This is a genomic window from Tsukamurella sp. II2bb (assembly GCF_057815145.1).
Map to the genome: position 1 here is coordinate 347,751 of NZ_JBYPZI010000003.1, position 22,908 is coordinate 370,658.

At 71.0% G+C, this 22,908-nt stretch carries 20 protein-coding genes and 1 pseudogene; 12 read left to right on the plus strand and 9 right to left on the minus strand.

Annotated elements, in window-relative coordinates:
• Positions 1 to 819: an enoyl-CoA hydratase/isomerase family protein gene (locus tag AC21LY_RS10120; protein ID WP_489046330.1), complete on the plus strand. Its 819-nt coding sequence runs from the start codon at positions 1 to 3 to the stop codon at positions 817 to 819.
• 10 nt (positions 820 to 829) lie between these two features.
• Positions 830 to 2,203 (plus strand): DNA polymerase IV, encoded by a 1,374-nt coding sequence (locus AC21LY_RS10125; RefSeq protein WP_489046331.1) that lies wholly within the window; start codon positions 830 to 832, stop codon positions 2,201 to 2,203.
• A 14-nt stretch (positions 2,204 to 2,217) separates the two neighbouring features.
• Here AC21LY_RS10125 and AC21LY_RS10130 read toward each other — a convergent pair whose 3' ends face one another.
• Both AC21LY_RS10130 and AC21LY_RS10135 read right to left on the minus strand, forming a co-directional pair.
• Positions 2,218 to 3,831: an HNH endonuclease signature motif containing protein gene (locus tag AC21LY_RS10130; protein WP_489046332.1), complete on the minus strand. Its 1,614-nt coding sequence runs from the start codon at positions 3,829 to 3,831 to the stop codon at positions 2,218 to 2,220.
• A 155-nt stretch (positions 3,832 to 3,986) separates the two neighbouring features.
• Positions 3,987 to 5,147, minus strand: a complete 1,161-nt coding sequence (locus AC21LY_RS10135) for a DICT sensory domain-containing protein (protein ID WP_489046333.1) — start codon at positions 5,145 to 5,147, stop codon at positions 3,987 to 3,989.
• 370 nt (positions 5,148 to 5,517) lie between these two features.
• Between AC21LY_RS10135 and AC21LY_RS10140 the strand changes: the two genes are divergently transcribed.
• Positions 5,518 to 5,733: a hypothetical protein gene (locus AC21LY_RS10140; protein ID WP_489046334.1), complete on the plus strand. Its 216-nt coding sequence runs from the start codon at positions 5,518 to 5,520 to the stop codon at positions 5,731 to 5,733.
• A 52-nt stretch (positions 5,734 to 5,785) separates the two neighbouring features.
• Here the strand turns inward: AC21LY_RS10140 and AC21LY_RS10145 are convergent, their stop codons facing one another.
• Complete coding sequence (locus AC21LY_RS10145) at positions 5,786 to 6,184, minus strand: SRPBCC family protein (protein ID WP_489046335.1); 399 nt, start codon at positions 6,182 to 6,184, stop codon at positions 5,786 to 5,788.
• 112 nt (positions 6,185 to 6,296) lie between these two features.
• On the opposite strand from AC21LY_RS10145, the gene AC21LY_RS10150 reads away from it, so the two are divergent.
• Entirely contained in the window at positions 6,297 to 7,430 is a 1,134-nt protein-coding gene (locus AC21LY_RS10150) for a CaiB/BaiF CoA transferase family protein (RefSeq protein ID WP_489046336.1), read from the plus strand.
• A 5-nt stretch (positions 7,431 to 7,435) separates the two neighbouring features.
• Here the strand turns inward: AC21LY_RS10150 and AC21LY_RS10155 are convergent, their stop codons facing one another.
• Positions 7,436 to 8,380, minus strand: a complete 945-nt coding sequence (locus tag AC21LY_RS10155) for an asparaginase (RefSeq protein WP_489046337.1) — start codon at positions 8,378 to 8,380, stop codon at positions 7,436 to 7,438.
• A gap of 101 nt (positions 8,381 to 8,481) precedes the next feature.
• Here AC21LY_RS10155 and AC21LY_RS10160 point away from each other — a divergent pair, with 101 nt between their 5' ends.
• Positions 8,482 to 8,979: a WKL family lipoprotein gene (locus tag AC21LY_RS10160; protein ID WP_489046338.1), complete on the plus strand. Its 498-nt coding sequence runs from the start codon at positions 8,482 to 8,484 to the stop codon at positions 8,977 to 8,979.
• A gap of 5 nt (positions 8,980 to 8,984) precedes the next feature.
• Here AC21LY_RS10160 and AC21LY_RS10165 read toward each other — a convergent pair whose 3' ends face one another.
• Positions 8,985 to 9,965: a hypothetical protein gene (locus AC21LY_RS10165; RefSeq protein WP_489046339.1), complete on the minus strand. Its 981-nt coding sequence runs from the start codon at positions 9,963 to 9,965 to the stop codon at positions 8,985 to 8,987.
• 27 nt (positions 9,966 to 9,992) lie between these two features.
• On the opposite strand from AC21LY_RS10165, the gene lspA reads away from it, so the two are divergent.
• The 5 genes from lspA to AC21LY_RS10190 all read left to right on the plus strand — a co-directional run bounded on the left by lspA (position 9,993) and on the right by AC21LY_RS10190 (position 13,264).
• On the plus strand, positions 9,993 to 10,580 hold the full coding sequence (lspA, locus tag AC21LY_RS10170) for a signal peptidase II (RefSeq protein ID WP_489046340.1): 588 nt from the start codon (positions 9,993 to 9,995) through the stop codon (positions 10,578 to 10,580).
• Positions 10,573 to 11,499, plus strand: a complete 927-nt coding sequence (locus AC21LY_RS10175) for an RluA family pseudouridine synthase (protein ID WP_489046341.1) — start codon at positions 10,573 to 10,575, stop codon at positions 11,497 to 11,499. Before lspA ends, AC21LY_RS10175 begins: the two co-directional genes overlap by 8 nt.
• On the plus strand, positions 11,496 to 12,149 hold the full coding sequence (locus AC21LY_RS10180; RefSeq protein ID WP_489046342.1) for a hypothetical protein: 654 nt from the start codon (positions 11,496 to 11,498) through the stop codon (positions 12,147 to 12,149). The genes AC21LY_RS10175 and AC21LY_RS10180 overlap by 4 nt, the downstream gene beginning before the upstream one ends.
• A gap of 164 nt (positions 12,150 to 12,313) precedes the next feature.
• The gene (locus AC21LY_RS10185; protein WP_489046343.1) at positions 12,314 to 12,499 is read left to right on the plus strand and encodes a hypothetical protein; all 186 of its coding nucleotides are present in this window, start codon (positions 12,314 to 12,316) and stop codon (positions 12,497 to 12,499) included.
• 12 nt (positions 12,500 to 12,511) lie between these two features.
• Complete coding sequence (locus tag AC21LY_RS10190) at positions 12,512 to 13,264, plus strand: Fic/DOC family protein (RefSeq protein ID WP_489046344.1); 753 nt, start codon at positions 12,512 to 12,514, stop codon at positions 13,262 to 13,264.
• A 729-nt stretch (positions 13,265 to 13,993) separates the two neighbouring features.
• Here the strand turns inward: AC21LY_RS10190 and AC21LY_RS10195 are convergent.
• The 4 genes from AC21LY_RS10195 to AC21LY_RS10210 all read right to left on the minus strand — a co-directional run bounded on the left by AC21LY_RS10195 (position 13,994) and on the right by AC21LY_RS10210 (position 19,898).
• Positions 13,994 to 14,887 (minus strand): hypothetical protein, encoded by an 894-nt coding sequence (locus AC21LY_RS10195; protein WP_489046345.1) that lies wholly within the window; start codon positions 14,885 to 14,887, stop codon positions 13,994 to 13,996.
• A 2-nt stretch (positions 14,888 to 14,889) separates the two neighbouring features.
• Positions 14,890 to 17,127 carry a hypothetical protein gene (locus AC21LY_RS10200; RefSeq protein WP_489046346.1) on the minus strand — a complete coding sequence of 746 codons (2,238 nt, stop codon included), beginning with the start codon at positions 17,125 to 17,127 and terminating at the stop codon, positions 14,890 to 14,892.
• Between the two features lie 8 nt (positions 17,128 to 17,135).
• Positions 17,136 to 19,166, minus strand: coding sequence for a hypothetical protein (locus AC21LY_RS10205; RefSeq protein WP_489046347.1), 2,031 nt, complete (start codon positions 19,164 to 19,166; stop codon positions 17,136 to 17,138).
• A 183-nt stretch (positions 19,167 to 19,349) separates the two neighbouring features.
• Positions 19,350 to 19,898, minus strand: coding sequence for a TetR/AcrR family transcriptional regulator (locus AC21LY_RS10210; protein WP_489046348.1), 549 nt, complete (start codon positions 19,896 to 19,898; stop codon positions 19,350 to 19,352).
• A 148-nt stretch (positions 19,899 to 20,046) separates the two neighbouring features.
• Between AC21LY_RS10210 and AC21LY_RS10215 the strand changes: the two are divergent.
• Both AC21LY_RS10215 and AC21LY_RS10220 read left to right on the plus strand, forming a co-directional pair.
• Positions 20,047 to 22,350: pseudogene (locus tag AC21LY_RS10215) on the plus strand (MFS transporter); the annotation flags it as partial.
• On the plus strand, positions 22,263 to 22,907 hold the full coding sequence (locus tag AC21LY_RS10220; RefSeq protein WP_489046452.1) for a tRNA-guanine transglycosylase: 645 nt from the start codon (positions 22,263 to 22,265) through the stop codon (positions 22,905 to 22,907). The pseudogene AC21LY_RS10215 and the gene AC21LY_RS10220, both read left to right, overlap by 88 nt.
• The last annotated feature ends 1 nt before the right edge of the window (position 22,908 follow it).

Genomic DNA, 22,908 nt, shown 5'->3' on the forward strand with positions numbered 1-22,908 from the left:
ATGAGCGAACGGAGCGAGCAGGCGGGCGCCGCCGAGCGGGTGGAGTACACGGCGGCCGGCGGCGTCGGCACCGTCGAACTGGTGCGCCCGGGCGGCAACGCCCTGGACCTGGACCTGGCGGAGGCGTTCCGGGGTGCGACCGAGCGGCTCGCTGCGGACGCCGCGGCGGGAACCGTGCGCGTCGCGGTCGTCCGCGCCCGCGGGAAGCTGTTCAGCGTGGGCGGCGACCTCGAGGACTTCGCGACGGCGCCCGACCGCGGCGCCCGGGTGAAGGCCATCGCCGATGCCATCCACGCCGGCCTGGGTGTGGTCCACGGCCTGGAGATCCCCGTCGTCTCGGTGATCCACGGGACCGCCGCCGGGGGCGGGCTGGGCGTCGCCCTGTGCGGCGACGTCGTGCTCGCCGCCGAGGAGGCCAAGCTCCTCATGGCCTACACGGCGGCCGGCCTGACGCCCGACTGCGGCCTCGGCTGGGTGATCCCGGACCGGCTGACCTGGCCCCGCGCGATGGACCTGCTGCTCACCAACCGCGCGCTCACGGGCCGCGAGGCAGCCGACTGGGGGCTGGTCAGCCGCGCAGTGCCCGCCGACCGGCTCGACGCCGAGGTCGCCGCCGTGGTCGAGGGGCTCCGTACGGGACCCACCTCGGCGTTCGTCGCCGCGAAGCGCGTCATGCGCGAGGCCGCGGGACGTACCGTCGTCGAGTCCATGGCGGCGGAGGGGGAGGGCATCGCCCGGGCGATCACGGCGCCCGACGGCGTGGAGGGCGTTGACGCCTTCCTGGCCAAGCGGCGGCCCGTGTTCCACCCCGAGGACTGAGGCCGTTCGCGTGAGCAGCGCGCGCTGGGTGCTGCATTTCGATATGGACGCCTTCTTCGCGTCCTGCGAGCAGCTGACCCGCCCTACGCTGCGCGGGCGTCCCGTGCTGGTGGGCGGGCTCGGCGGCCGCGGCGTGGTGGCCGGGTGCTCGTACGAGGCCCGGGTCTTCGGCGCGCGCTCCGCGATGCCGATGCACCAGGCCCGCCGGCTCGTCGGCGCGGGCGCCGTGGTGTTGCCGCCGCGCGGCGCGCTGTACGGCACCGTCAGCCGACGGGTCTTCGCGACCGTCCGCGAGCTGATCCCCGTCGTAGAGACGCTGTCCTTCGACGAGGCCTTCGGCGAGCCGGCCGAGCTCGCGGGGGCGTCGTCCGGCGAGGTGGTGGCGTTCGCGGAAGAGCTGCGCCGACGCATCCGGGAGGAGACCGGGCTCGTCGCCTCCGTCGGCGCGGGGGCGGGGAAGCAGGCCGCCAAGATCGCCTCCGGCCTCGCCAAGCCCGACGGGGTCTCCGTCATCCCGCCCGCCGCGCAGGAGTCGATGCTCTACCCGCTGCCGGTGCGCAAGCTCTGGGGCATCGGCCCGGTGGCGGGGGAGCGGCTCTCCCGCTTGGGGATCGACACGATCGGCCAGTTCGCCGCGATGAGCGAGGTCGAAGTGGTGTCGGTGCTCGGCGCCACGGTCGGGCCGGCGCTGCACCGGCTGGCGCGCGGTGAGGATGACCGGCCGGTGGCGGTGAACGGCGAGGCGAAGTCGATCAGCGCGGAGCACACCCTCGAGACCGACGTCACGACGATGAACGCGCTGCGCCGGGAGATCGACCGCAGCGCCGAGCACGCGCTGCGGCGGCTGCGCCGCGACGGGCGCGGGGCGCGCACCGTCGTCCTCAAACTCAAGCGGTCCGACATGTCCCTCCTCACCCGGTCCGCGACGCTCCCGTCCGCCACCACCGACGGTGCGGTGCTCTCCGCGACCGCGCAGCGCCTCGCGCTCGACCCCATGGAGATCGGCGGCCTGCGGCTCGTCGGCGTCGGTTTCTCCGGGCTGAGCAGCGTCGAGCAGTTCACGCTGTTCGGCGAGGAGAACGACGACGCCCCCGCCGTTCCCGAGGCCGACGCCGCCGCCCCGGAGCCCGACACCGCGGACGCGCCCGCCGACGGCGTGGCGTGGCGGCCGGGCATGGACGTCCGGCACCCGGACTTCGGGCACGGCTGGGTGCAGGGCGCCGGCCACGGGGTGCTCAGCGTGCGGTTCGAGACCCGCACCTCCGGCCCCGGTCGCATGCGCTCCTTCCGCGCCGACGATCCCCTGCTCCGCGAGGCCGACCCCCTCGACTCCCTCGACTGGCCTGCCGAACACCTCCGGAGCGACGACGACGAGGAGGACTGACCGGGGGCGCGCGATCATGCCGCGTCGTCGAGTGGGATGTGCTGTGGTTCCCAGTCGGTTTCTGCGTCGTGTTCGGCGAGGAGGGTTTCAAGAATCGGTGGGCCGTGGGGGCTGTCGAGGATCGCGGCGATGTCGTCGTGAATGGTCCCGACGCAGTCCTCGTATCGCACGCGGAGTTCTTCGGTGCGCCAGAGGTTGATGAGGTTGGCGCGGTGGCGGTGCCAGCGTTGTAGTGCCTGGCGATACAGCTCATCCGCGTGGTGCTTGTGGTTCACCTGGTACTCGCCGGTGGGGTCGGCGGTGCGTCGCCAGCCGGTGCGTCCGGCGTACGGCCCATCTCGGAGGGTGATGGTCTCCCACCCTCTCGGGAAGTCACTGGTGTCCGGGGTGATTTTGCCGTGGTGTTTGTCGCAGGCGAGGGTGAGGCAGGTGATGTCGGTGGCGCCGCCGTCAGCCCATTCGGTGATGTGGTGGACCTGGCAGCGGGTGGCGGGGGCGTCGCAGCCGGGTGCGGTGCAACCCTTCTCGGAGCCGTAGAGCGCGATCCGCTGATCCGCCGACGCGAGCCGTTTTTGGCGGCCGAGGAACAGCGGCCGCGAGGCCAGGTCCAGGACGAGGACGTATCGGGGGTTGGCGCCCATCATCCGCAGGGCGTCTTCGACGGGCATGCGGCCGCCGGTGGCGGTGGTCGCTATTCCGGTTTCGGATTCGACCTGGTCGATCGTCAGGGTGATGATCGGGACGCACGCCACCCCGCGGTGCTGCCCGAGCGCACCGGAGTTCACCGCCACGCGCAGCGCCGCGACCAGAGCATCGTGGTTGCGCTGCGCAGTCGTCCGCGTGTCCCGCTTCGCCGCCGCGCGCACCGCGTCCTGATCGGTGGGGTCGACGGGATCGTCGGCGTCGTCGGGGTTGTTCACTCCGGGCCGGGCGAGTTTGTCCAGGATGGTCTCCAGCAGGGCGCGCCCTTCGGGGGTGAGATAACCGTCGAGCGGGGACATCAGGTCGTCGTCCTGCTTACGCAGGGTCACCCCTCGGGCGCGGTTGATGGTCTCGCTGTTGGGTTCGGTGCCGTCGGGGTCGAGGTAGGCCAGCGCTCGTTTGCCGATCACATGGAGGTCTTCGGGCGGCACGTCCGCGGCCGCGGTGACAAGCACATCTTCGAGGATCGCCGCCTGGTCTGGCTTGATGGTCCTGCGGCAACTGTGGAAGATCCGCTCGATCACGGATGCGTGTCGGTCGGAGATGGTTCCGTCCCGCTGGGCCTCGGCCACGAGCGGGAACCGCGGCTCGGGTGGTTCGCCGTGGATGTGTCGGGGTGCGCGGTCCCGGGCGCCGTGGATCCGGTCGCGGGCTTCGGACCCGGCGAGCCGCAGCCGTTGGATGAGCAGTTCCCGGATGCCGGTGTAGCCGAGTTGGGCGGGCAGACCCTGCTCCACGGCGACCTGGGTCAGTGCGTGCTGGGTGTAGGGGACCTTCCGGGCGGCGGTCTCCAACCGGCCCAGCGCATCCAGCACCGCCTGCGAGCCGAGCAGAACGGGGTCCGCAGCGGCGAGGGTTTCGGCGGCGTGTTCGAAGGATTCCAGGGCGGCCATGTACTCGGCAACGGTACAGGTAGTGCCGGTCATCGCCCCTCCCTCCGTTCCCTCCATCCTACGCCGAATTTCGATCATGCGCCATAAATATCGATGGTGCGTTCGATGAAGTGCTTTGGGCAGTCTGGGCCGTGCTCGATCGCCGCCCGCGACCTATGGCATGCTCTCGCGATCAGCGGCGGGCGGCGTCAGGCGAATCGGTTCAGGACGCTGCGCACCGACTGGACGACGGTGGTCCGGTCGAAGGTCTGCACGAAGTCGAAGGTGCGCTCCAGATCCGGGCCGTTGTCGTGCAGGTCCCGGGCGGCGATGAGGGCGCTGAAGTGCGGGCCGACGAGCGCGACCGTCCACTCGTCGACGAGCGGGTCCCCCGGTGAGAGGGGCGCCCGGTGCAGGTTGTGCTCACTGACTGCGCTGATGCCGGTGCCGTACACCCCGGCGAAGCCGACCACGTCGGACAGCGCGCCCCAGCGGGCGGCCGTGGAGGGCGTGAAGTGGTGCGCGTGCTGGAAGGTGCCGATCGCGACCATGGGCCCTCCGGCGGTCGTGGCCTGGGCCTCCAGGGCCTTGCTCATCTCCACCAGCAGCGCCTTGGTGCCCCGTCGGGGAGTGCTGTCCCGCGTGGCCAGCGCGAAGGGCGTCGTCGACCCCACGTCGGGGGTGGTCCACACGGGAGCGTCGGGGAGCGCGGCGACCGGTTCGGTGAGGAGGTCGCCGGCCGGTAGGTCGGGATACAGCGCGCCGATGCCGTACGTCGCCCCGATCGTCTCCGCGACGGCGCGGCCGTGCTCATCGTCCACGCCCTCCGCGATGATCACGCAGTGCGACCGTTCGGCGTGGGCGGCGAGCGCCTGGACGGCGCGGGCGGTCTCGGCGGACGCCGGCGCGTGCAGGAACTCCGGGGTCACGATCACGACATCGGGCTCGATGAGGGAGAGGAAGGCGAGGGCGTGGTCGTCGTCCGTGCCGACCTCGAGGCAGATCGTGTTCCCGCGTTCCCGCGCGGCGGCCAGGGTCGCCAGGGCACGGTGCGGCGCGGCGCCGAAGAGCCGCGCCGAGGCCGAGGCCAGGATCCGCGTGCTCGGAGCCGGAAGCGGGGCCTGCTCGTCGCCGAGGTGCAGTGCGTCGAACGCGGCGACCACGGGGATCTCGCCGACGAGCGCTCGAAGCTGCGGGTCGGACATGCACTCGGCCTTGATCCGGTCCAGGTCCTCCTTCTGGTCGACGAGCCGCGCGACCCGGCGCAGGTCCTGCGCCGACCGCAGGGCGCCGTCGTTCGCGGCGTGCAGTTGCAGCTCGACCGCGGCGAGGGCACCGTCGGCGAGCCGGCGTACGGGGGCGAGAGTCACGTCAATCTCGATTCCGGCGACCGTGCGATTCGGCCGCGGAAGTGTGCTCGTCATTAGGCGAGTTAATCACACATTTCTCCGTATCGGTGCGATCGGGTTCCACGGCGTCCATCCTGTCCGCCGAACGGGCACGATCCAAGCCGGGGAGGCGATGGTTACGGAATTGGTACCTGGATCACGACAAGGTCACGACGAGCGCCCATGCGAGTGAAAAAGCATGGAGTGCAGCCGATTCCGGATCTCCGGCGATGTGGTGGCATTGCAACAATTGATTCTTCATGTCCCGTTGCCCGCTTTTCCGCGTTCCTCGGGTAGCGGCACACCTGACGGAGCGCCTAGCGTTCAGGACACGGTCGATGTGAGGAGTGGGATGGAATCGGAACAGTTGTTCGCGCATTGGCTCGAGGGCCCGGAGGCTCGGCGAATTTCAGCCCAGCTCGAAGGCTGCGGAATCGGCGAACGATTGTGGGCCTTCGCGGAGGCGTACCGCCGCGCACACGCGCGGTCGGCCTACGCCGTCGAGATCGACGGCGCCGCTGTGACGCCGGGCATCCCGGGGGCCGGCGACCAAGCCCTCACGGCGTAGGCCGTTCGGCGGCAGCGGAGGCGGCACGCCCGCGCTCATGCCCCGCCCGCGGTCAGCAGCTCGCGGTCAGCAGCCCGCGCAGACGCTCGAGGTCGGCGAGCACCGTCGCGCAGTCCCGGTCGTAGTCGGCGTCGCTCGCGCCGAGCCGTCGAACGGTGAACAGGACTTCGGCGCCGTCCGGGTGCGCGAGGACGCGCAGCGGATTGTGCACGACGGTCCCGTCGGGCAGGGTCACGTCGTGGTCCAGCACGCCGAACTCGTTGTCCGGGGCGAACCGCACCCGGACCTCGCCCATCGGCGAGTCGGTGATCAGATCGTCCTCGTCGCGGCGCACGCCCGTCGCCAGACCCACCGCCCACGCGACGAGGTTGTCCGGATCGCGGGCGAAGGCGTACACCTGCGGCGCGGGACGTGCGATGACGACGCTGATGTGGCGGGACTCGTCGGTCATCCCGCCACGCTAGCCGTACCGGCCGCGGCGGGGGTGTGCCGGACCGGCCGTGACCCCGGGGGGAGACAATCCGGTGGGAAACGCAGGCCGACCGATACGGATGGGGATGACGATGGCACCGATACTCGACGGGATCATGGTCGCGGACTTCAGCCGGGTGCTGGCCGGCCCCCTCGCGACGGTCATGCTCGCGGACCTGGGCGCCGACGTGATCAAGGTCGAACGCCCCGGCGTCGGCGATGACACCCGGGCCTGGGGGCCGCCCTGGACCGAGCGCACCAGCGCCTACTTCGAATCGGCGAACCGGTCCAAGCGCAGCGTCGAGCTCGACCTCGACGATCCGGAGGACCGCGCCGCGGCACGGGAACTCGTGCGCCGCGCCGACGTGGTGGTCGAGAACTTCCGCAGCGGCGCGCTCGCCGCCAAGGGCTTCGGCTACGACGAACTCGCCGAGCTGAACCCGCGCCTCGTCTACTGCTCGGTCACCGGATTCGGCTCCGACGGTGGCGCGGCGCTGCCGGGCTACGACTTCCTCGTCCAGGCGCTCGGCGGACTGATGAGCATCACCGGCGAACCGGGCGGTGACCCGATGAAGGTCGGGGTGGCCCTCGTGGACGTCCTCACCGCGAAGGACGCCGTGGCGGGCATCCTCGCCGCGCTGTACGAACGGGAGCGGTCGGGCCTCGGCCAGCGCGTCGAGGTGAACCTCCTCTCGTCGCTCCTCGGCTCGCTCGCGAACCAGGGCACGAACTTCCTCGCGACGGGCGCCGCACCGTCGCGCCTGGGGAACACCCACCCGTCGATCGCGCCGTACGAGGCGCTGCGTTGCCGCGACGGGCTGCTGGCCGTCGCGTGCGGCAACGACGGGCAGTTCGCGCGGCTCGCCGCCACCGTCGGGGCCCCCGAACTGGCAACGGACCCGCGGTTCGCGACCAATCCGGACCGGGTCCGCCACCGCCCCGCGCTGGTCGCAGTACTCGAGGAGCGCCTCGCCGCGCGCGATGCGGGGGACTGGGCCGATCGGCTCACCGCCGCGAGCGTCCCCGCGGGAACGGTCGGCGACATCGCCTCCGGCTTCGCGCTCGCCGAGCGGCTCGGTCTGGACCCGCGCGTCGCCGTCGGCGACGGGGCGGTCGACCAGGTGCGCAACCCGATCCGCTTCTCCCGTACCCCGGTGACCGACTACCGGCGGCCGCCCGCGCTCGGCGAGGACAACGACGCCGTGCGCGCCGAACTCACCGACTGAACGTCCTACCGCCCCAGGTACGCGCCGATCCACCGCGGTCCCACCCCGGCGGCCAGTAGCGCGAGCAGCACGATCCGGGCCTGCCCGGGCCGCAGTCGCCGGGACACCAGGGCACCGGCCGCGACCAGATCGGCCGCGCCGCCGCCCCCGCCGTACGCGGCGTCCACCGGGCCGGCGGCGATCCGGGTCGACACCACGACCACCACCCCGGCGTCGAGGGCGCGGCGGACCGCGTCCGCCAGCGCGACGGTCGTGTTTCCGCTGCCCGTGCCCGCGAGCACGATCCCGCGGGCTCCCGCGGCCACGGCGGCGTCGACGAGTGCACCGTCGGCCCCGGGGTAGGAGGCCACCACGTCGACCCGGACACCGGCGATCGGCGCGGCTTTCGCGAGGAGCCGGTGCGGCGCCGTGCCGCGCAGCTCGGCGACCGGGACGCCGCCGGCGAAGGGCTGCGGTGCGGTGGTCGAGACCTTGGCGAGCCCGCGCACCGTCTGCACCTCGCCGGCGAAGGACAGCAGCACCCCGAGCCCCCGGTAGGCGGGATCGGCGGCGACGGCGATCGCCTCGGCCAGGTTCGCCGGGCCGTCGGCGGCGGGGGAGTCGGCGGGGTGCTGCGCCCCCGTGAAGACCACGGGCCTCGGGTCCGCGTGGCTGAGGTCCACCAGCAGGGACGTCTCCTCCATCGTGTCGGTGCCGTGCGTCACCACCACACCGGCCACCTCGGGGTCCGCCAGCGCCGAGGCCACCGCCGCGCGAATGCCGTCGAGCTGCTCCAGGGTCAGCGCGGACGAATCCACCGCGGCCACATCGCGCACCGTCACCCCGACGCCCGGCACGCCGCCCACGGCGGAGACCAGGTCGGCGGCGCCGTCGGTGGGGACCGCGGCACCGGAATCGTCGTGGCGGCTGGCGATGGTGCCGCCGGTGGCGAGCACGATCACTTCAGGCATGTGAGCAGCATCGCACGCCGCCACCGGGGCGGTGGCGGACCGCACCCCGTTTGGCATAGTGGAGGCGGCGAAGCGACGTCTCGGACGGAGGTGGATTCTCGATGCGCGGATGGGTCCCCCTGGCCCCCGTCGCGGTACTGGTGGGCCTGGCCTGCGGTGCGTGCGGCGGGCAGAACACGCAGTCCCAGTCGAGCGCGCCGTCGACCGCCTCGATCCAGGTGACGGAGGCACCGTCGAGCACGCCGGACCGGGCGCCGTCGACGCAGCAGCTCGAGGAGATGCTCAGCCGGGCGGTGGACCCGCGGGTCCCGCTCGCGGACAAGACCCAGCTGGTGCAGGGCGCCACCGCCGCCGACGGCCCGCTGTTCAACGAACTGGTGCAGCTGCGGCGCGACAACCCGCAGGTCAGCTGGCACATCGGCCGGCCGGTGCTGGAGCAGCCGGGGCTCGCCAAGGCGCAGTTCTCCGTGCTCATGGACGGCACGAATCAGCTGGCCTACGCCTCGCTCGTCTTCGACGACGGCCGCTGGAAGCTGCAGAAGTCGTACGCCTGCCAGATGATCATCCAGGTCGGGCGCGACTCGCCCTCCTGCCACTGACAGCGCTACCGCGGGCCGAACCGGTAGACGCTGCCGGTCCTCTGCGTCAGCTTGCGCGCCGGATCGTCGCCCACCAGGGTGCGCCCGCCCTGCAGCTGCACGCCGCCCTGACCGAAGGCGCGCGCCGGGTCGATCTCGATCGAGCCGCCACCCTCGGAGCTGTAGCTCTCGATCGTCAGGGTGCGGTCGCTGCCGGGCACCCGGAAGACCGAGTCGTCGGGCGACTCCTCGACCTTCGCCTTCAGTTCGGGCTTGTCGACGGTGCCGGCCAGCGTCACGTGCATCGTCTGCGTCAGGGTGCTCTCGGCCCGGATCGACCGGGTCGCGGTCCACGTCGCGCCGATGCCGACCGGCTGGGCCGGGAGCGGGATCAGCCGCAGGAAGGTCTGCAGGAGCGCCTGCTCGAAGGCGCTCTGCGCCTCGGCGGCGACGCCGGGAGGCGCGGCCAGCGTGAACGAGCGGACCTGACCGCCGTCCGTCAGGCGGACCAGGGCGACCGATCCCTCCTCGACCTCGAGGGCCTTCGCGGTGGCGGGATCGGTCGAGGTCGGGGCGCCGAAGTACAGGTAGACCTCCAGCGGGTCCGCGCACGCGGGCTGGGCGGCCATCGGCAGCGTCACGTCCCGGTTGCCGCCCGAGGGCTGCTCCCCGGCCACCTGGGAGACCTGCAGCGAGTTCGTGAACAGCGCGTATTCGGCCACCGCGGTGGGCCGCACCGCGAGCGCGCGGGGCGTTCCGGCGCCGGGCGCGTCGAGCACGATCGTCGCCTGCGGCACGTCGACGGTGACCGCGTGGCTCGGGAGCGCGGGCGGCGCGGCGGCACAGCCCGCCGTCGCCGCGGGGGCCGGCACCGACTGCCGGGCGGGCGCCGACGACGAGGCCCCGGCCCCGGCCGGATCCCCGCCGCCGCACCCCGCGAGGGCCGCGCCGAGCGCCACCGTCGTCACCGTCACTACCGGGACCAGCCGCAACCGCTTGCCATGCACACCGCCACCGTAGTGGATGATGGAGACATGGATTCCCCCGCAACCGGACGGCCGAGTTGGTATCGGAACCCGCGCATTCTCCTGGCGGTGGTCGCGGTCGCAGTGCTGCTCATCGACCTCGCGGCGAAGACCGCCGTCGTGCGGAACATGAGCCTGGGCCAGCAGATCCCCGTGCTCGGCCCCTTCAGCCTGTACTACGTCACGAATCCCGGCGCCGCGTTCTCCATGGCCACCGGGTACACCTGGGTGCTCACGCTCATCGCGGTGGGCGTGGTCGTGTGGATCGTGCGGATGGGCAGCAAGCTCACCTCGCTGCCGTGGGCCCTCGGGCTGGGCATGGTGCTCGGCGGCGCGCTGGGCAACCTCACCGACCGTATCTTCCGGGCCCCCGGCGTCTTCCGCGGGCACGTCGTCGACTTCTTCTCGGTCGGCGACTGGTTCCCAGTCTTCAACACCGCTGACAGCGCGATCAGCGTGGCCGCGGTGCTCCTGGTCGCGCTCACGCTGTTCGGGCGCGACCCGTACGAGGGCTTCGGCGAGAAGCGTCCCCGCACTCCCGAGAAGACCACGACCGGGGACGCCCGCACCACTGGAACGGAGACCACCGATGCGTGAGTCGCGCACCATGCCCGTCCCCGACGGGCTCGACGGCCTCCGGGTCGACGCGGGCGTCGCCCGCCTGCTGGGCCTGTCCCGCACCGTCGTCACCGAGTTGGTGGCCGAGGGCGCCGTGACGCTCGACGGGGTCACCGTCGGCAAGTCCGACAAGCTGCAGGCCGGCGCGCTGCTCGACGTGACCCTGCCCGAACCCGCCCGGCCGCTGGAGATCGTCGCCGAGCCGGTGCCGGGCATGAACATCCTCTACTCCGACGAGGACATCGTGGTCGTCGACAAGCCCGTCGGCGTCGCCGCGCACGCCTCTGTCGGCTGGACCGGGCCGACGGTGATCGGCGGCCTCGCGGCCGCCGGCTTCCGCATCTCCACCTCGGGCGCGCCCGAGCGGCAGGGGATCGTGCACCGCCTCGACGTGGGCACCTCCGGCGTGATGGCCGTCGCCGTCTCGGAGCGCGCCTACACGGTGCTCAAGCGGGCCTTCAAGCAGCGCACCGTCGACAAGCGCTACCACGCGCTCGTGCAGGGCCACCCGGACCCGATGTCCGGCACCATCGACGCGCCGATCGGCCGGCACCGCAGCTCCGACTGGAAGTTCGCGGTCACCCGCGACGGCAAGCCGTCGATCACGCACTACGACACGATCGAGGCCTTCCAGGCCGCGACGCTGCTCGACGTGCACCTCGAGACCGGTCGCACGCATCAGATCCGTGTGCACTTCGCGGCGCTGCATCATCCGTGCTGCGGCGATCAGACCTACGGCTCGGATCCCGTGCTCGCGAAGAAGCTGGGCCTCGACCGGCAGTGGCTGCACGCCCGCACCCTGGGCTTCACTCATCCCACGAAGGGGGAGTACGTGGAGTTCACCTCGCCCTACCCCGACGATCTGCAGCACGCCCTGGACGTCCTGCGCGACGCGTGAGCCGCACGCTCGCGGGCTGGGCCGCGCTGCTCGCCGTCGCGCTGGGCCTCGCGTACTGGCTCGGCTCCGCCACGCCGGTGCGGTCCTTCCGGCCCGACGGTGACCGGCTCGGCCCGCAGTCGGGCCAGGCCGTCGCGGACTATCTCGCGTCGGCGCGCGCGTCGCTGGCCGCCGCGCCCCCGGGGGCGCGGCGCTGGGCGCTGATCTCCCCGGCGGCGGAGTGGACTGCCGACGAGGTGTGGAACCGGGCCGCGGGCTTGGACCGCGTGGGGCGGGTGCTGGTCCGGGTGCGCATCCCGGGCGTCGCGACCCCCACGGCGACGGTGCCGCCGGGCCAGAGTGCCGCGGGCGTCGCGGCGGTGCCGGAGCTCGCGGCGCTCGCGATGCCCTCGCTCGTCGCGCCCGGTCCGCGCGGCGAGGCGGTCGCGCGCGTCACCGCGTCCCGGCTGCGTGCCGGAGTACCCGCGGTGGTCGGCGTCGTGGTGCTCGGTACGGGCGACGCGCTGCGCGCGGTCGCCGATCGGCCCGGCGTCCGGTCCGTGCAGGTCCTCGGGTCCGACGGTGCCCGCTTCGGCGTCTCCGCGCTGCTCCCGTCGTACACCGACGTCGCCGTGCCGGGGCCCGACGACGGCCTGGTGCCCCGCGCCTGAGACTCGCGGATCTCGTTCCCGCCGCGGCGCACCGCCCCGCCGCGGGAACGAAGCGGTATCGCCGGGAGACTGGGCAGGGGGTTTCGCAGCGTGTCGTCGCTACTTGGACTATCCGCTCCAGTTCCCGGTATCATGGACGGGAGTGGCGAAAGAAAGGACGTGACATGTCGCCGATGTTTCGCAGCAATGCGGCTCAGGACGCATTCGCGTTCGGAAACGGCTGCCTGGCGGCGGCCGGCCATGTAGTCTCCAGCCCGTCTGCGGACGCTGATCTGTGGAGCGCGATCGACGGGAGTATCAGCTTCGACGAGGCCGTGGAGCGCGCGTACATCACAGCTACCCGCATCTGACCAGCGGGTTCAGTGGCGCAGTTTCGCAGGTGGAGTGACTACGTCTATCCCGGCAGCGAGACCCTGGTCAACCTCCGTGGGCTCACCGACCTCGACCAGTTTCGGGCTTTCGAGGAGACCGCATCGCGGATCCGGGCAACGGAGTACTTCGCCCGAGGCGGGATCCCGGGGAAGTTCGACCGCGACCACATGTATACGATCCACCGCTACCTGTTCCGGGACGTCTTCGAGTGGGCAGGCCAGCCGCGCGTCGGCCCCAGCGGGCGCATGAGCAAGGGCGGTCCCTCGCCCGCGTCGATCGCGCGAGGCGATTACGCGGCGAGGGACGGCTACCCGTACGAGTACTTCCCGGCCGGCGAGAGCATGATCGAGCACTTCGACAAATGGTGCCAAGCGCTCAGCACTGCGGGCGACCTCGACTCGATGGATGCTGCCGAATTCATCGATGTCATCTGCGAGCCATGGGGTGAGATGAACGTCGCGCACCTCTTCCGTGAGGGCAATACGCGCACGCAGGTGGCGTTCTTCCACTCCTTCGCCGAGCACCACGGGCACTTTCTCGACGTCGCGCGGTTTACCCACGACCCGGGTTTCCGTGGATGGTTCAACGCAGGCAGGTTCATGATTCAGGGGAACGGTGACGACACCCTGTTTCGGCGGGCGCTGGCCGAGATCGTCGACCGCCGCGCTGAGCCTGCCGCTGCGGGTTCACATGATGATTTCCGCGACCCGTACAGCCCGAATTACGCCGCTGACGGCGAGTAGCGGAGGTCGACATGCCGTCGTAATCCGGCGACCGCACGGGTCCCCGGGCGTGCTCTGACCCGGCGGGTTCTCGGTACCGTGGTGAGATGACGTCGCGGGGGCGGGGTTGGTCGGAGTGGCACTGGTGGTCGCACTGGTCCCCCTTCTGACAGCTTGCATCGACGAGAGCCGACGTTGAGTTCTGCGGACGAGGACGCCATCCGCACCATGACCGTGGGGTGGACGGGCGTGCCCCTACCCGAGCGGACCACTCTGATTCACGGCAGCCATGTCTCGGACTTCCTCGCCCCGTCGCTCACTGCGATCTTCGATGCGTCGTCGCCGGATGTCGACCGGTTCGTCGGGGCTCTGGGTTCGCGGACCATCCGCGACTTAGTCGCAGACTGCCGCGCGGATGGGCCCGGCCGATCCTCGCCGAGGTGTAGGGAAGCCCACGGGGTCTCGATTCAGGCCCGAACGCGGCCCACGTGACCGGCGACGCCGGACGGGTTCTGAGGTCGTACGTCTCCGGTTTGGTCGGACGCGGAACCACCGAGCGCTGCCGCAATGTCGTCTTCGTCGACGCCAGGCTGAAGGGCACGTTCACCGATGTGACGGTCCAAGTCGGTGCTAGCGGGACGAGCCGGGGTCGTCTGTCCGTTGTGACCACGTGATGCGGGGCAATGCGTGCAGGACGCGGGACCTGGCCCGCGCGGCGAGGCGATCGCCCGGTGCCGCTCCGGTAGCGCCCTACTTCGTGATCTCCGGCCAACTCAGGCGAGGGTACGCACCGAGAAGGTCGCCGCCGCCGTCGTGGGAGCTGGCCTTGCACGCGGCCGCCCACAGCTGGTTGACCGCCTCCTGCTGGCCGTGCGCCCCGGCGAGCAGGAGGACGCGGTTGCGCAGGGCGATCCCCGCGGCACCGTCGTTGAGCCGGACCTCCGCGTCGGAGACGCCCTCCGCCCAGGCCTCGCGATTCTGCTCGGCCTGCTCGGCGGAGTTGAACTCCGTGCCGTACTCCGGCGTGGGCGGGGAGCCGAGATCGGTGGCGAGGTAGACGAGGGTGTACGACCAGGCGCGCATGTACACACCGTCCCGCTGCGTGTTCACCGCGCGGTAGCCGGCGATCACCATCTTCGCGACGTTCCAGAACCACTCGATCGGGTCGAGTTCGCCGCGGAGTGTCTTGACCAGGTTGATTCCGGCGTCCGTGACCTCGGTGCTCGTGGCGAGGAACTCCGCGGTCTCCTCGCTGCCCAGCCGGCGGGCGAGGTTCTCCGCTGCGCGCAGGCCGAGGAGCGCCGCTCCGCCGTCGAAGAACTCGACGCCCGACTGGATCACCTCCAGCGTCGACAGTGCGGTGGTCGCCGGGTCCGTGGGCGGGGTCGGGACGGCCCCGATCGGTTCGCCCGTCGCGGGATCGCACGGGTTTCCGTTCGGGTCGCTGAGCGTCATGCGGCCGTCGGCCTCGATGTTGAGGACGTACGCGTCCGGGTACTGGACCATGGCCACCCCGTCGGAGTAGTCGGTGCGGGTGGTCCCGTCCGGCCAGGTGGTGGTCGTGGTGCCGTCGCCGTTGTTCGCGGTCTCCGAGCCGTCGCCCTCCGTAGGGCTGATCCGGTCGAGCTGTTCGAATGTCGGCATGTCTACTCCTTCGGCGGGCCCGCGGGGAACATCTCGGGCGTGATGGTGAGGATCGGGAACTGCGAGAAGTCGTGCTCGAGGACGGCGCTCACGGCGTCGCCGCCGTCCGACGGCGTCGCGATCAGGGTGACTGTGGCACTGAGTGAGACGAACGTGCTGTTCAGCGGCACCGTCCAGATCAACTGCTGAATCGGGTTTCCGGCATCGAGGGTGACCGCCGGCATGATCGTCTGCGGCAGATTCGTCAAGGCGGAGGTCACGGCCACCGTCCGGTACCTGCCGATCGCACCCGCTGCGTTGAATCCCAGTGCAATCCGGACCTGCTGCACGTTGGAGACATTGATGTGGACGTATCTGCCGATCTCGGTGCCGTAGCCCCCGGGTGGCTCCACCAGCCGGCCTTCGACACCGACGACGGCTCCCGCTACGGCCGGACAGTCCGCGGTGCTCGCCGCGGCGATGGTCAGATCGGCGGCGACCGCGGTGATCGCCGGCGTGGTGGTCGGCGGCGAGCCGGCCTGCTGGGAGTACACGGCGGTGACGTGGACCGGCAACGGGCCGGCGTTGTGGAGCAGCCGGCGATCCTCCTCGGTGACCACCGTGATGTCGTCGGAACCTGTGGTCGACGAGAACGCCAGGACCAGCGAGCTGCCCACATCCGCGGAGTACCGGTCGTCGAGGACGAAGGACAGGTGGCCGACGAGCGTCGGCACGGGCTGGGCCGAGAGCCGCTTGAGTATCAGGTTGACCGCGGCGATCGCCGGGACCGCGCGATCACCGACGGTGAACGTGACGATGAACGTTCCAGGGGCGGACCCGGACTCGACCCCGAGACCGGTCACGTCCACGCCCTCCAGCGAGACCGGCGCGCTGCCGCGGAGCCGGCCCGGGAACTGCACCGCTCGCACCCGCTCGGCGAGCCCGGGCTGCGCGGCGATCTCCGCGGTCAGCGCCGCGATGTCGTCCGGGGGGACGAGCGGAGCCACCGCGAACGTCAGGTGGAACCCGGCTCCGCTCGACGTCGCGGACGGATCGATCACCGCATCGCAGGAGCACGCGAGCCCCTGCGCGGTCCGGACGAGGCCGTAGTGCGCGGGCACCGCGATCACGGTGCCGCTCACCCGGCCCAGGTACAGCGCACGCAGCGAGGGATACCGGTCCGTGAATCCGGCGAGCGCGGTCAGCTCGACGAACTCGCTGGCGTCGTTCTCGAAGGTGGCGAGGTCGTCGACCGAGTCGATCACCCGCGAGCCGCCCTGGGTGGTGACCACGAACCGGGGCCGGTACGACGGGGTGCCGTACTCCGAGCCGACCGGGCAGGAGACGAGCTCTGTAGTCGCCAACAGGTCGCGCTGCGGTGAACTCTCCGGCACCGGGATCAGGTCGGGGTTGAATTCGACGCGGGCTATCACGTCCCGCAGGCGGGCGCTCGGCGTCGCGGGTGTCACGAGCGTGGCCGCCACGGCCGGCCGGAGGACTGCGCGGCTCACCGCGGACGAGAGCAGGACCGGCCGCTGCTCGAATTGCGGCCCCGGCCGTGGTGGCACGAACTGCGGGAACTCCACCGGACGCAGGATGTCCGGAAACCGTGGGCGGACCACGTGGCGGGGCCCCGGCGGAACGGACGCGACGGTGTACCCGACGGTGATCGCAAGGATCGCGGTCCCCGTGGCGGTGAGTGCGCTGTACGCGAGCGTCGCGGCGCTACCGGTCAGGGTGGCGGTGAACCTCGACGGTGCCGGGCCGAGTTCGCCGGGAATCCGCAGCCCGCCCTGGCTGCCGTCGTCGTTGCGGAACGAGAGGGCCAGTTCCGCGGCGCGCACGCCGAACATGATCGGAGTCACCGTCGTCCCGGGGTTCGCGGCCACGAACTCGCCGACCTGCGGCGGCTGCACGGCCTCGACGCCGATGCTGAGCGTGACCAGGTTGAACGGGCGCCCCTCGTTGTTCATCTCCTGCTGGGTCACGGTGAACGCGAACTCCGGGTCCGGTGCCATCACCCGGAACTCGGGGAGGTACCACCGGCGGTCGGGCTCTCCGACGGACTCGAACAATGCGCCGTCGCGGGTGTCCGCGTCGGGGAAACCGGTGGCATCGGGCCGGTCGCCGGCCGCGCCGATGGCAGCGACCAGTGCATTGGAGACGGAGCAGTCCAGCGGGGTGCGGATCCGCCGGCCGGCGCCGGCGAACGACGGGGTGAACCGGACCGGACCGTCGAGGGGTGCGTCTTGCGGGGCCATCACGTCTCCTATGGCGTCGGTACCGCCGCGCGGGCGGCGGCGATATAGGCGTTGACGGTGTCGCGGCGATCCGCCGGCACCGGCGGAAGCGGCACGCGCAGCGCGGGGATCATCTTGGCGCGCCCGGTGGGCAGCGCGACGGTCCTCGGAGTGTCCGTCGCCCAGGAGACCGGGTCGTCCGTGAAGTCCGGCCCCGATACCTCGACCGTCGCGCTGTAGGTGAACGCGGTCTCGTCGATGTACTTGTCCGACCACACCTGCCACACGACCCCGTGCTGGTTGTCCCGGTTGATCACGATGGTGTCCGTCCGGCCGCCGATGGTGCACGCCAGCGTGATGGTCACGTTGGCGGCGGGGATGGGACGGTCCGGTGCGAGGCGCACGTAGATGTAGCCCGCCTCGTCCGCTGTGAGCTTGGGAGCTCTGTGATTGCCCGTCGTCTCGATGACCACCGTGCTGGTGCCGTTCGCCAGCTCCACCCGCGGGTCCTCGCCGTTGAAGACCAGCGTCTTGCGGATCGCCACCTGATCGCGCGGCCACTGCGGGATGTCCTGGTCGAGCCGGAGGAAGGCGATGTTGACGATGTCGTCCGGGTTCGCCTTGGTCCACGTCGCGAGGCTCCGCTGGCCGGCGGCCGCGTTCCCCGTCAGGTAGTGGTAGCCCTCAGCCTGCCAGGTCAGGTTGACCTCGCCGTCGGGGGTGAGCGGGTTGTCGTAGTCGGGGTACCCCACCTCGAGTTGCACCGAGCGCAGCGGATCGGCGAACTCCCCGCCGCCCACGTTGTTCGCGAAGTCGACCGCCGATATGCCGGCCACCTGCACCTTCTTGAAGTACTCGCCGATGTCCACGATGGCGAGGTACCGGTCGAGGTGCGCCTTGATCGCGGGTTCGAGGTCGTTGAGCGTGCCGGTCGCGGCGTGCTCCACCGTGATGGTGCCGTTGAGATCCAGGGTCTGCGGGAGCACCACCTCCCGGACCTGGTGGCTGGCCTTGAGCGAGACCGACGCACCGCCGAAGACCCGGGAGAAGAGCCCGCGTTCCGCGCTGGCCGGCGTGTCCTCGCGCGGCTGCCAGTCGAAGATCTCCGACTTGAGCACCTGCATGGCCGAGTCCTTCATCGCGGCGATGTTCTTCATCACCCAGTCCTGCAGCTCGGGCGTCAGCGCGCTGCCGTTCATCGTGACGGTGGTGGTGATGGCGCCCGACGTGGTCATCTTCGAGTACGCCGCCTGCAGCGACGCCTCCCCGATGCCAAGGAAGCCGCCCACGCTCAGCGCGGCGGACATCTGGTCGTAGCACTTGCGGACGTCCACCTTCACCTCGGCGTGGCATCCGTTGACGTAGAACGACTCGCCGAGATAGGAGTGCACCGTGAAGGGCGACATGCCGTCCTTGAGGCTGCCGACGATGGCACCGGCGGCGAATTGGTTCGCCGTCACCAGGAAGCTCGCGATGCCCTGTGCCTCGATACTGCCCTTGCCGCCGCCCTGGGCATCCAGGTACATCGGTACCTTGCTCCCGCCAGCCGCGTCCTTGAGGCGGGGTACTTCGAGCGAGACGGTGTTGGACACGATCGTCACCGCGCCGAGGCTGGGGAGCTGATCGTCGGGGGCGAAGAGCACCGCGAGCCGGCCGGCGGGCGCCTCGTGGTCGCCGGAGCGCAGGATCTCCCTCGCCTTCTCGATAGCCGACGGCGGGACGGCGAACGTGGTGGAGAACGTGCAGAAGCCACCGCCGATCTCGGCATTGCCCCGCTCGGTCATCTCGTCGGTGACGCCGATCGTGGTCTCCCCGGTCATGAGGCCCTTGAAGAGCGTCATCCCGAAGTCGAAGTCCTCTGGTGAGGTCTGTTTGCGGGCGAGGTAGATCCGGCTGGGCTGCCAGTAGTAGTGGAGCTGCTGCCCCGCGGCGCGCAGCTGCTCGTTCGCCGCGTCCGGGTAGATCTCGAGCTCGTACGGTGCGCCGGTTTCGTCGTTGGTGGTGACGGTGACGAAGTCCGGGCCCCAGATCGGGCCGAGGGGTGTGATCGGTTCGCTCATGGCCGGATCTCCTGTTCGACGGCATCGATGGTTCGACTCGTCGAGCGTCGCCCCCGCCGGACCGCGGCACTAGCGTGCGCGGCTACTCGAACCCGGGCGGATGCGGTACCTGCGCAGTCCGTCGGCTACCCGAGCGATCGCCGGCGCTGCGCTGACGGGTCGGTACGTGATCCGGGCCGCGGGTCATTCGTCGTCGAGACCGTCCAGAATGCTCGTGACCAATCGCTCCCGCGATGCCGGACTCATCGGCGACGACAGGATGCTCTGGTATCCCCAGAAGCCGTCGGCGGCCATCCGGGCGGTCAGGCAGCGGAGCGAGAGGTCGTCGAGCTCGCTCACCGGTTGTTCCTCCTCAGGGAACCAGCGCCGGTAGATCCGTTCCCACGGTGCGATCCACTCCGGCTCGTTGCCGGCCTCCAGGATCAGACGCATCTCGACGGTGCTCGCCGATTTCAGGGTGGCCCGCACGTACCCACGGGTGCGCTCGACCAGACTCGCCCCCTCGGGTTCGCGGCCGGTCGCCTCCAGCAGATCCGCCTCCGTGCGCGCCGCCAGATCCTCATGAATGCCGGTGAGGAGCGCGTGTTTGCTGGGGAAGTGGTAGATCAGGCCGCGCTTGGTCACCCCGGCCTCCGTGGCCACCGCGTCCAGCGTCAACGCGGTGATGCCCTGCTCCTGCACGACCTTCAGGGCCGCCTCGATCATTTTCGGTCGCGCACTCGGTCGTGCCATCGCTCTCTCCCGTCGACAGGATTAGTATACCTGATGGTGTAGTATACTAATTGGTGAAGTTATGCCGACAGGAGAAGGAATCATGAACGGAACTGCCCCGCGGGCCACGGCCCGCATCTGGGTGGGATTGGCGGTGCTCGTGCTGCCGATGCTGCTCATCGCGATCGACGGCGTGGTGCTGATCTTCGCGCTCGCCGACATCGCTGAAGATCTGGAACCGACCGGCGCGCAGCAGCTGTGGATCCTCGACATCTACTCGCTGATGCTCGCGGGGCTCCTGATCACGATGTCGTCGCTGGGCGATCGGTTCGGGCGGCGGACGGTGCTGCTCGCCGGAGCGGTGATCTTCGCGATCGCCTCGGTCTTCGGGGCGCTCTCGTCGGAACCGTGGATGCTGATCGCCTCCCGCGCCCTCCTCGGTGTCGGCGGCGCGATGATCATGCCCGGAACCCTGTCGCTGATCCGCAACATGTTCCTCGACCGCGATCAGCGACGCACCGCGATGGCCGTGTGGTCCGCCTCCGGCGCGCTCGGAGCCGCCGCGGGCCCGATCGTCGGCGGCTGGCTCATCGAGGCCTTCACCTGGCACGCGATCTTCCTGATGAACATCCCGGTCATGGTGCTGCTGCTCATCCTGGCGCCGATTCTGGTCCCGGAAAGCAAGAACCCGAGCCCGGGCCGGATCGACCTTCCCAGCATCCTGCTCTCGCTGGTGGGCATGATCTCGTTCGTCTACGGCGTGAAGACCTTCGCCGAGGGTGATGAACCGGAGGTCGCCCTCGTCACCTTCGCCGCGGGCCTGATCCTGCTCGTGCTGTTCGTGATCCGTCAGCTGCGCCTGCCGGTACCCATGCTCAACGTGCGTCTCTTCCGCAGCCGGTTCTTCGCCGGAGCGGTGGTCATCGACTTCCTGTCCGTCTTCGCGCTGGTGGGGGCGATGTTCGCGCTGACCCAGTTCCTCCAGCTGGTCGCGGGACTGAGCATCATGAAGTCGGCGCTGTGGATGCTGCCGCAGGCGGGTATGTCCGCCTGCGCCGGGTTCATCGCCGCTGCGCTGGTCAAGAAGTTCCCGACGTCGATCATCGTCGCGATCGGCGGAGCCATCACCGCCGGCGGTTTCTCGGTGCTGCTCACCCTCACCACGGACACCGAGCCGTGGTTCATCGCCATCGCCCTGGCGCTCGTCGGCCTCGGTGCGGGCGTGGGTATGACCCTGACCAACGACATCATCATGAGCTCGGTGCGCCCCGAGGAGTCGGGCCAGGCCGCCGGCATCAGTGAGACCGCCTACGAGCTCGGTACTGCCTTCGGTACTGCGATCCTCGGTTCGGTGCTGCTCGGCTTCTACCGCAACGGCCTCGACGACAAGGCCCCGTCGGGTCTGCCGGACGGTGTCCTGGAGTCGGCCGAGGAGACCCTCGCCGGTGCACTGCTGCACGCCCGCGAGCTGCCCGCGGACATCGGCGCGGCTCTGTGCACCGCGGCGACCGAGTCGTTCACCACCGCGCTGTCGTGGACCGGCGGCATCGGCGCCGCGATCCTGCTGGCCGTGGCCGTCTTCGCCGCCGTGATGCTCCGTGGCGTCTCCGCGCAGCAGGACCTCACCCAGGACCTTCACGATCACAGCGGCGCGGAGCACGCCGGGGAGCCCGCGCCCGCCCTCGCCTCGTCGGCGATCATCGACACCGTCGAGATCTCCCCTGTACATCGAGCGGAACGCGCGAGGGCCGCGACGTCGGAGCCGCGCCCGGCACCCGGTCGCCTCCCGGGATCGGCGCTCTCCCGCCGGGAGATCGACGAGATCCGGGCACAGAACGCCGCTCTGGCAGCGGAGCTCGCCGAGCTGCGCACCGACTACCGGGCGATCGCCGGTAACGCTCGGCTGCGAGCCTCGGGGATCACCGACCGGGGCGAGATCGCGACCCCCGCATACCTTCCCGTCGCGCGCCGTGGCGCCGTCGCAGGCCTCACCCCGGACGCGCTGACCGACCTCGGCGCCCAGGCGCTCACCGTCGACCTGCACGAATTGCATCTGCAGCTCGGAGCCGACGTGATCGAAGGCATCGGCGGTATCGGAGCGGCGATGTCCTGGTCCGCACCCGTGGTGGGCGACCCGCGGGGGCGGTCGGTCGCGCTGCACGGCGCCGGCGTCACCGACGAGGGCTTCTCGTTCCGGAGCCGGCTCGACGGCTCGCTGCGTCACTGGAGCCCCGAAGAGGCGGTGCGCGTCGCGCGCCGGATGAACTGCGATCTCGGCTTCGCGCTGACGGACCCGACCGACCAGCCGCGAACCGAACGCTGGGCGCGCCGCGCGCTCGCCGAACGCGGCTGGCAGGTGGCCGACGGTAAGGACGCGCTCTCGCTGTGGGCGGTGGTGACCGGCGGAACGGACCCGGAGCTGCGGCGGGCCGCCGCCCGCGCCCTGCGGCGCATCGCCGACGAGGACCGCCGTGTCGGGGACTGGGCTTCGGTGGCTACGTCATCGAGCGTGGGCCCGGACTGGCGGAAGCCGTCTCCGAACTCGAGGCCGATCGTCCCCGCTACGTCGCGTCGGTCACGGGACCGCAGGAGCTGCTCGCCGCCATCGAGGCCGGCGTCGACCTGGTCGACGGGACCGAGCCCGCCCGCGCGGCCGCGGAAGGCCGCGTCTTCACCACGACGGGGACGCTCGATCTCACCGATCCGGCGATGCGCAGTGACTTCCGGCCGATCGACCCGAACCGGCCGAACGTTCTCGGCGTCGACCGCACCGACGGCTTCACCCGTGCGTACGTCCACCACCTCTTCACGGCGAACGAGGCAGTGGCGATCACGCTGTGTACCCTGCGCAACGAGCACTTCTTCGTCGCGTTGGCCTCGTCCGCGCGGAAGGCGATCCTGGACGGCCGGTACGCGGAGTTCTCGACGGCCTTCCTGCGCGAGTTCGCCCGGCCTTCCGAGCGCGCGGAAGAGCGCCGCCGCCGAGACGGATCTCACGATGTGAGAAAGCTCTCCGGGATCGTGGAGTGAA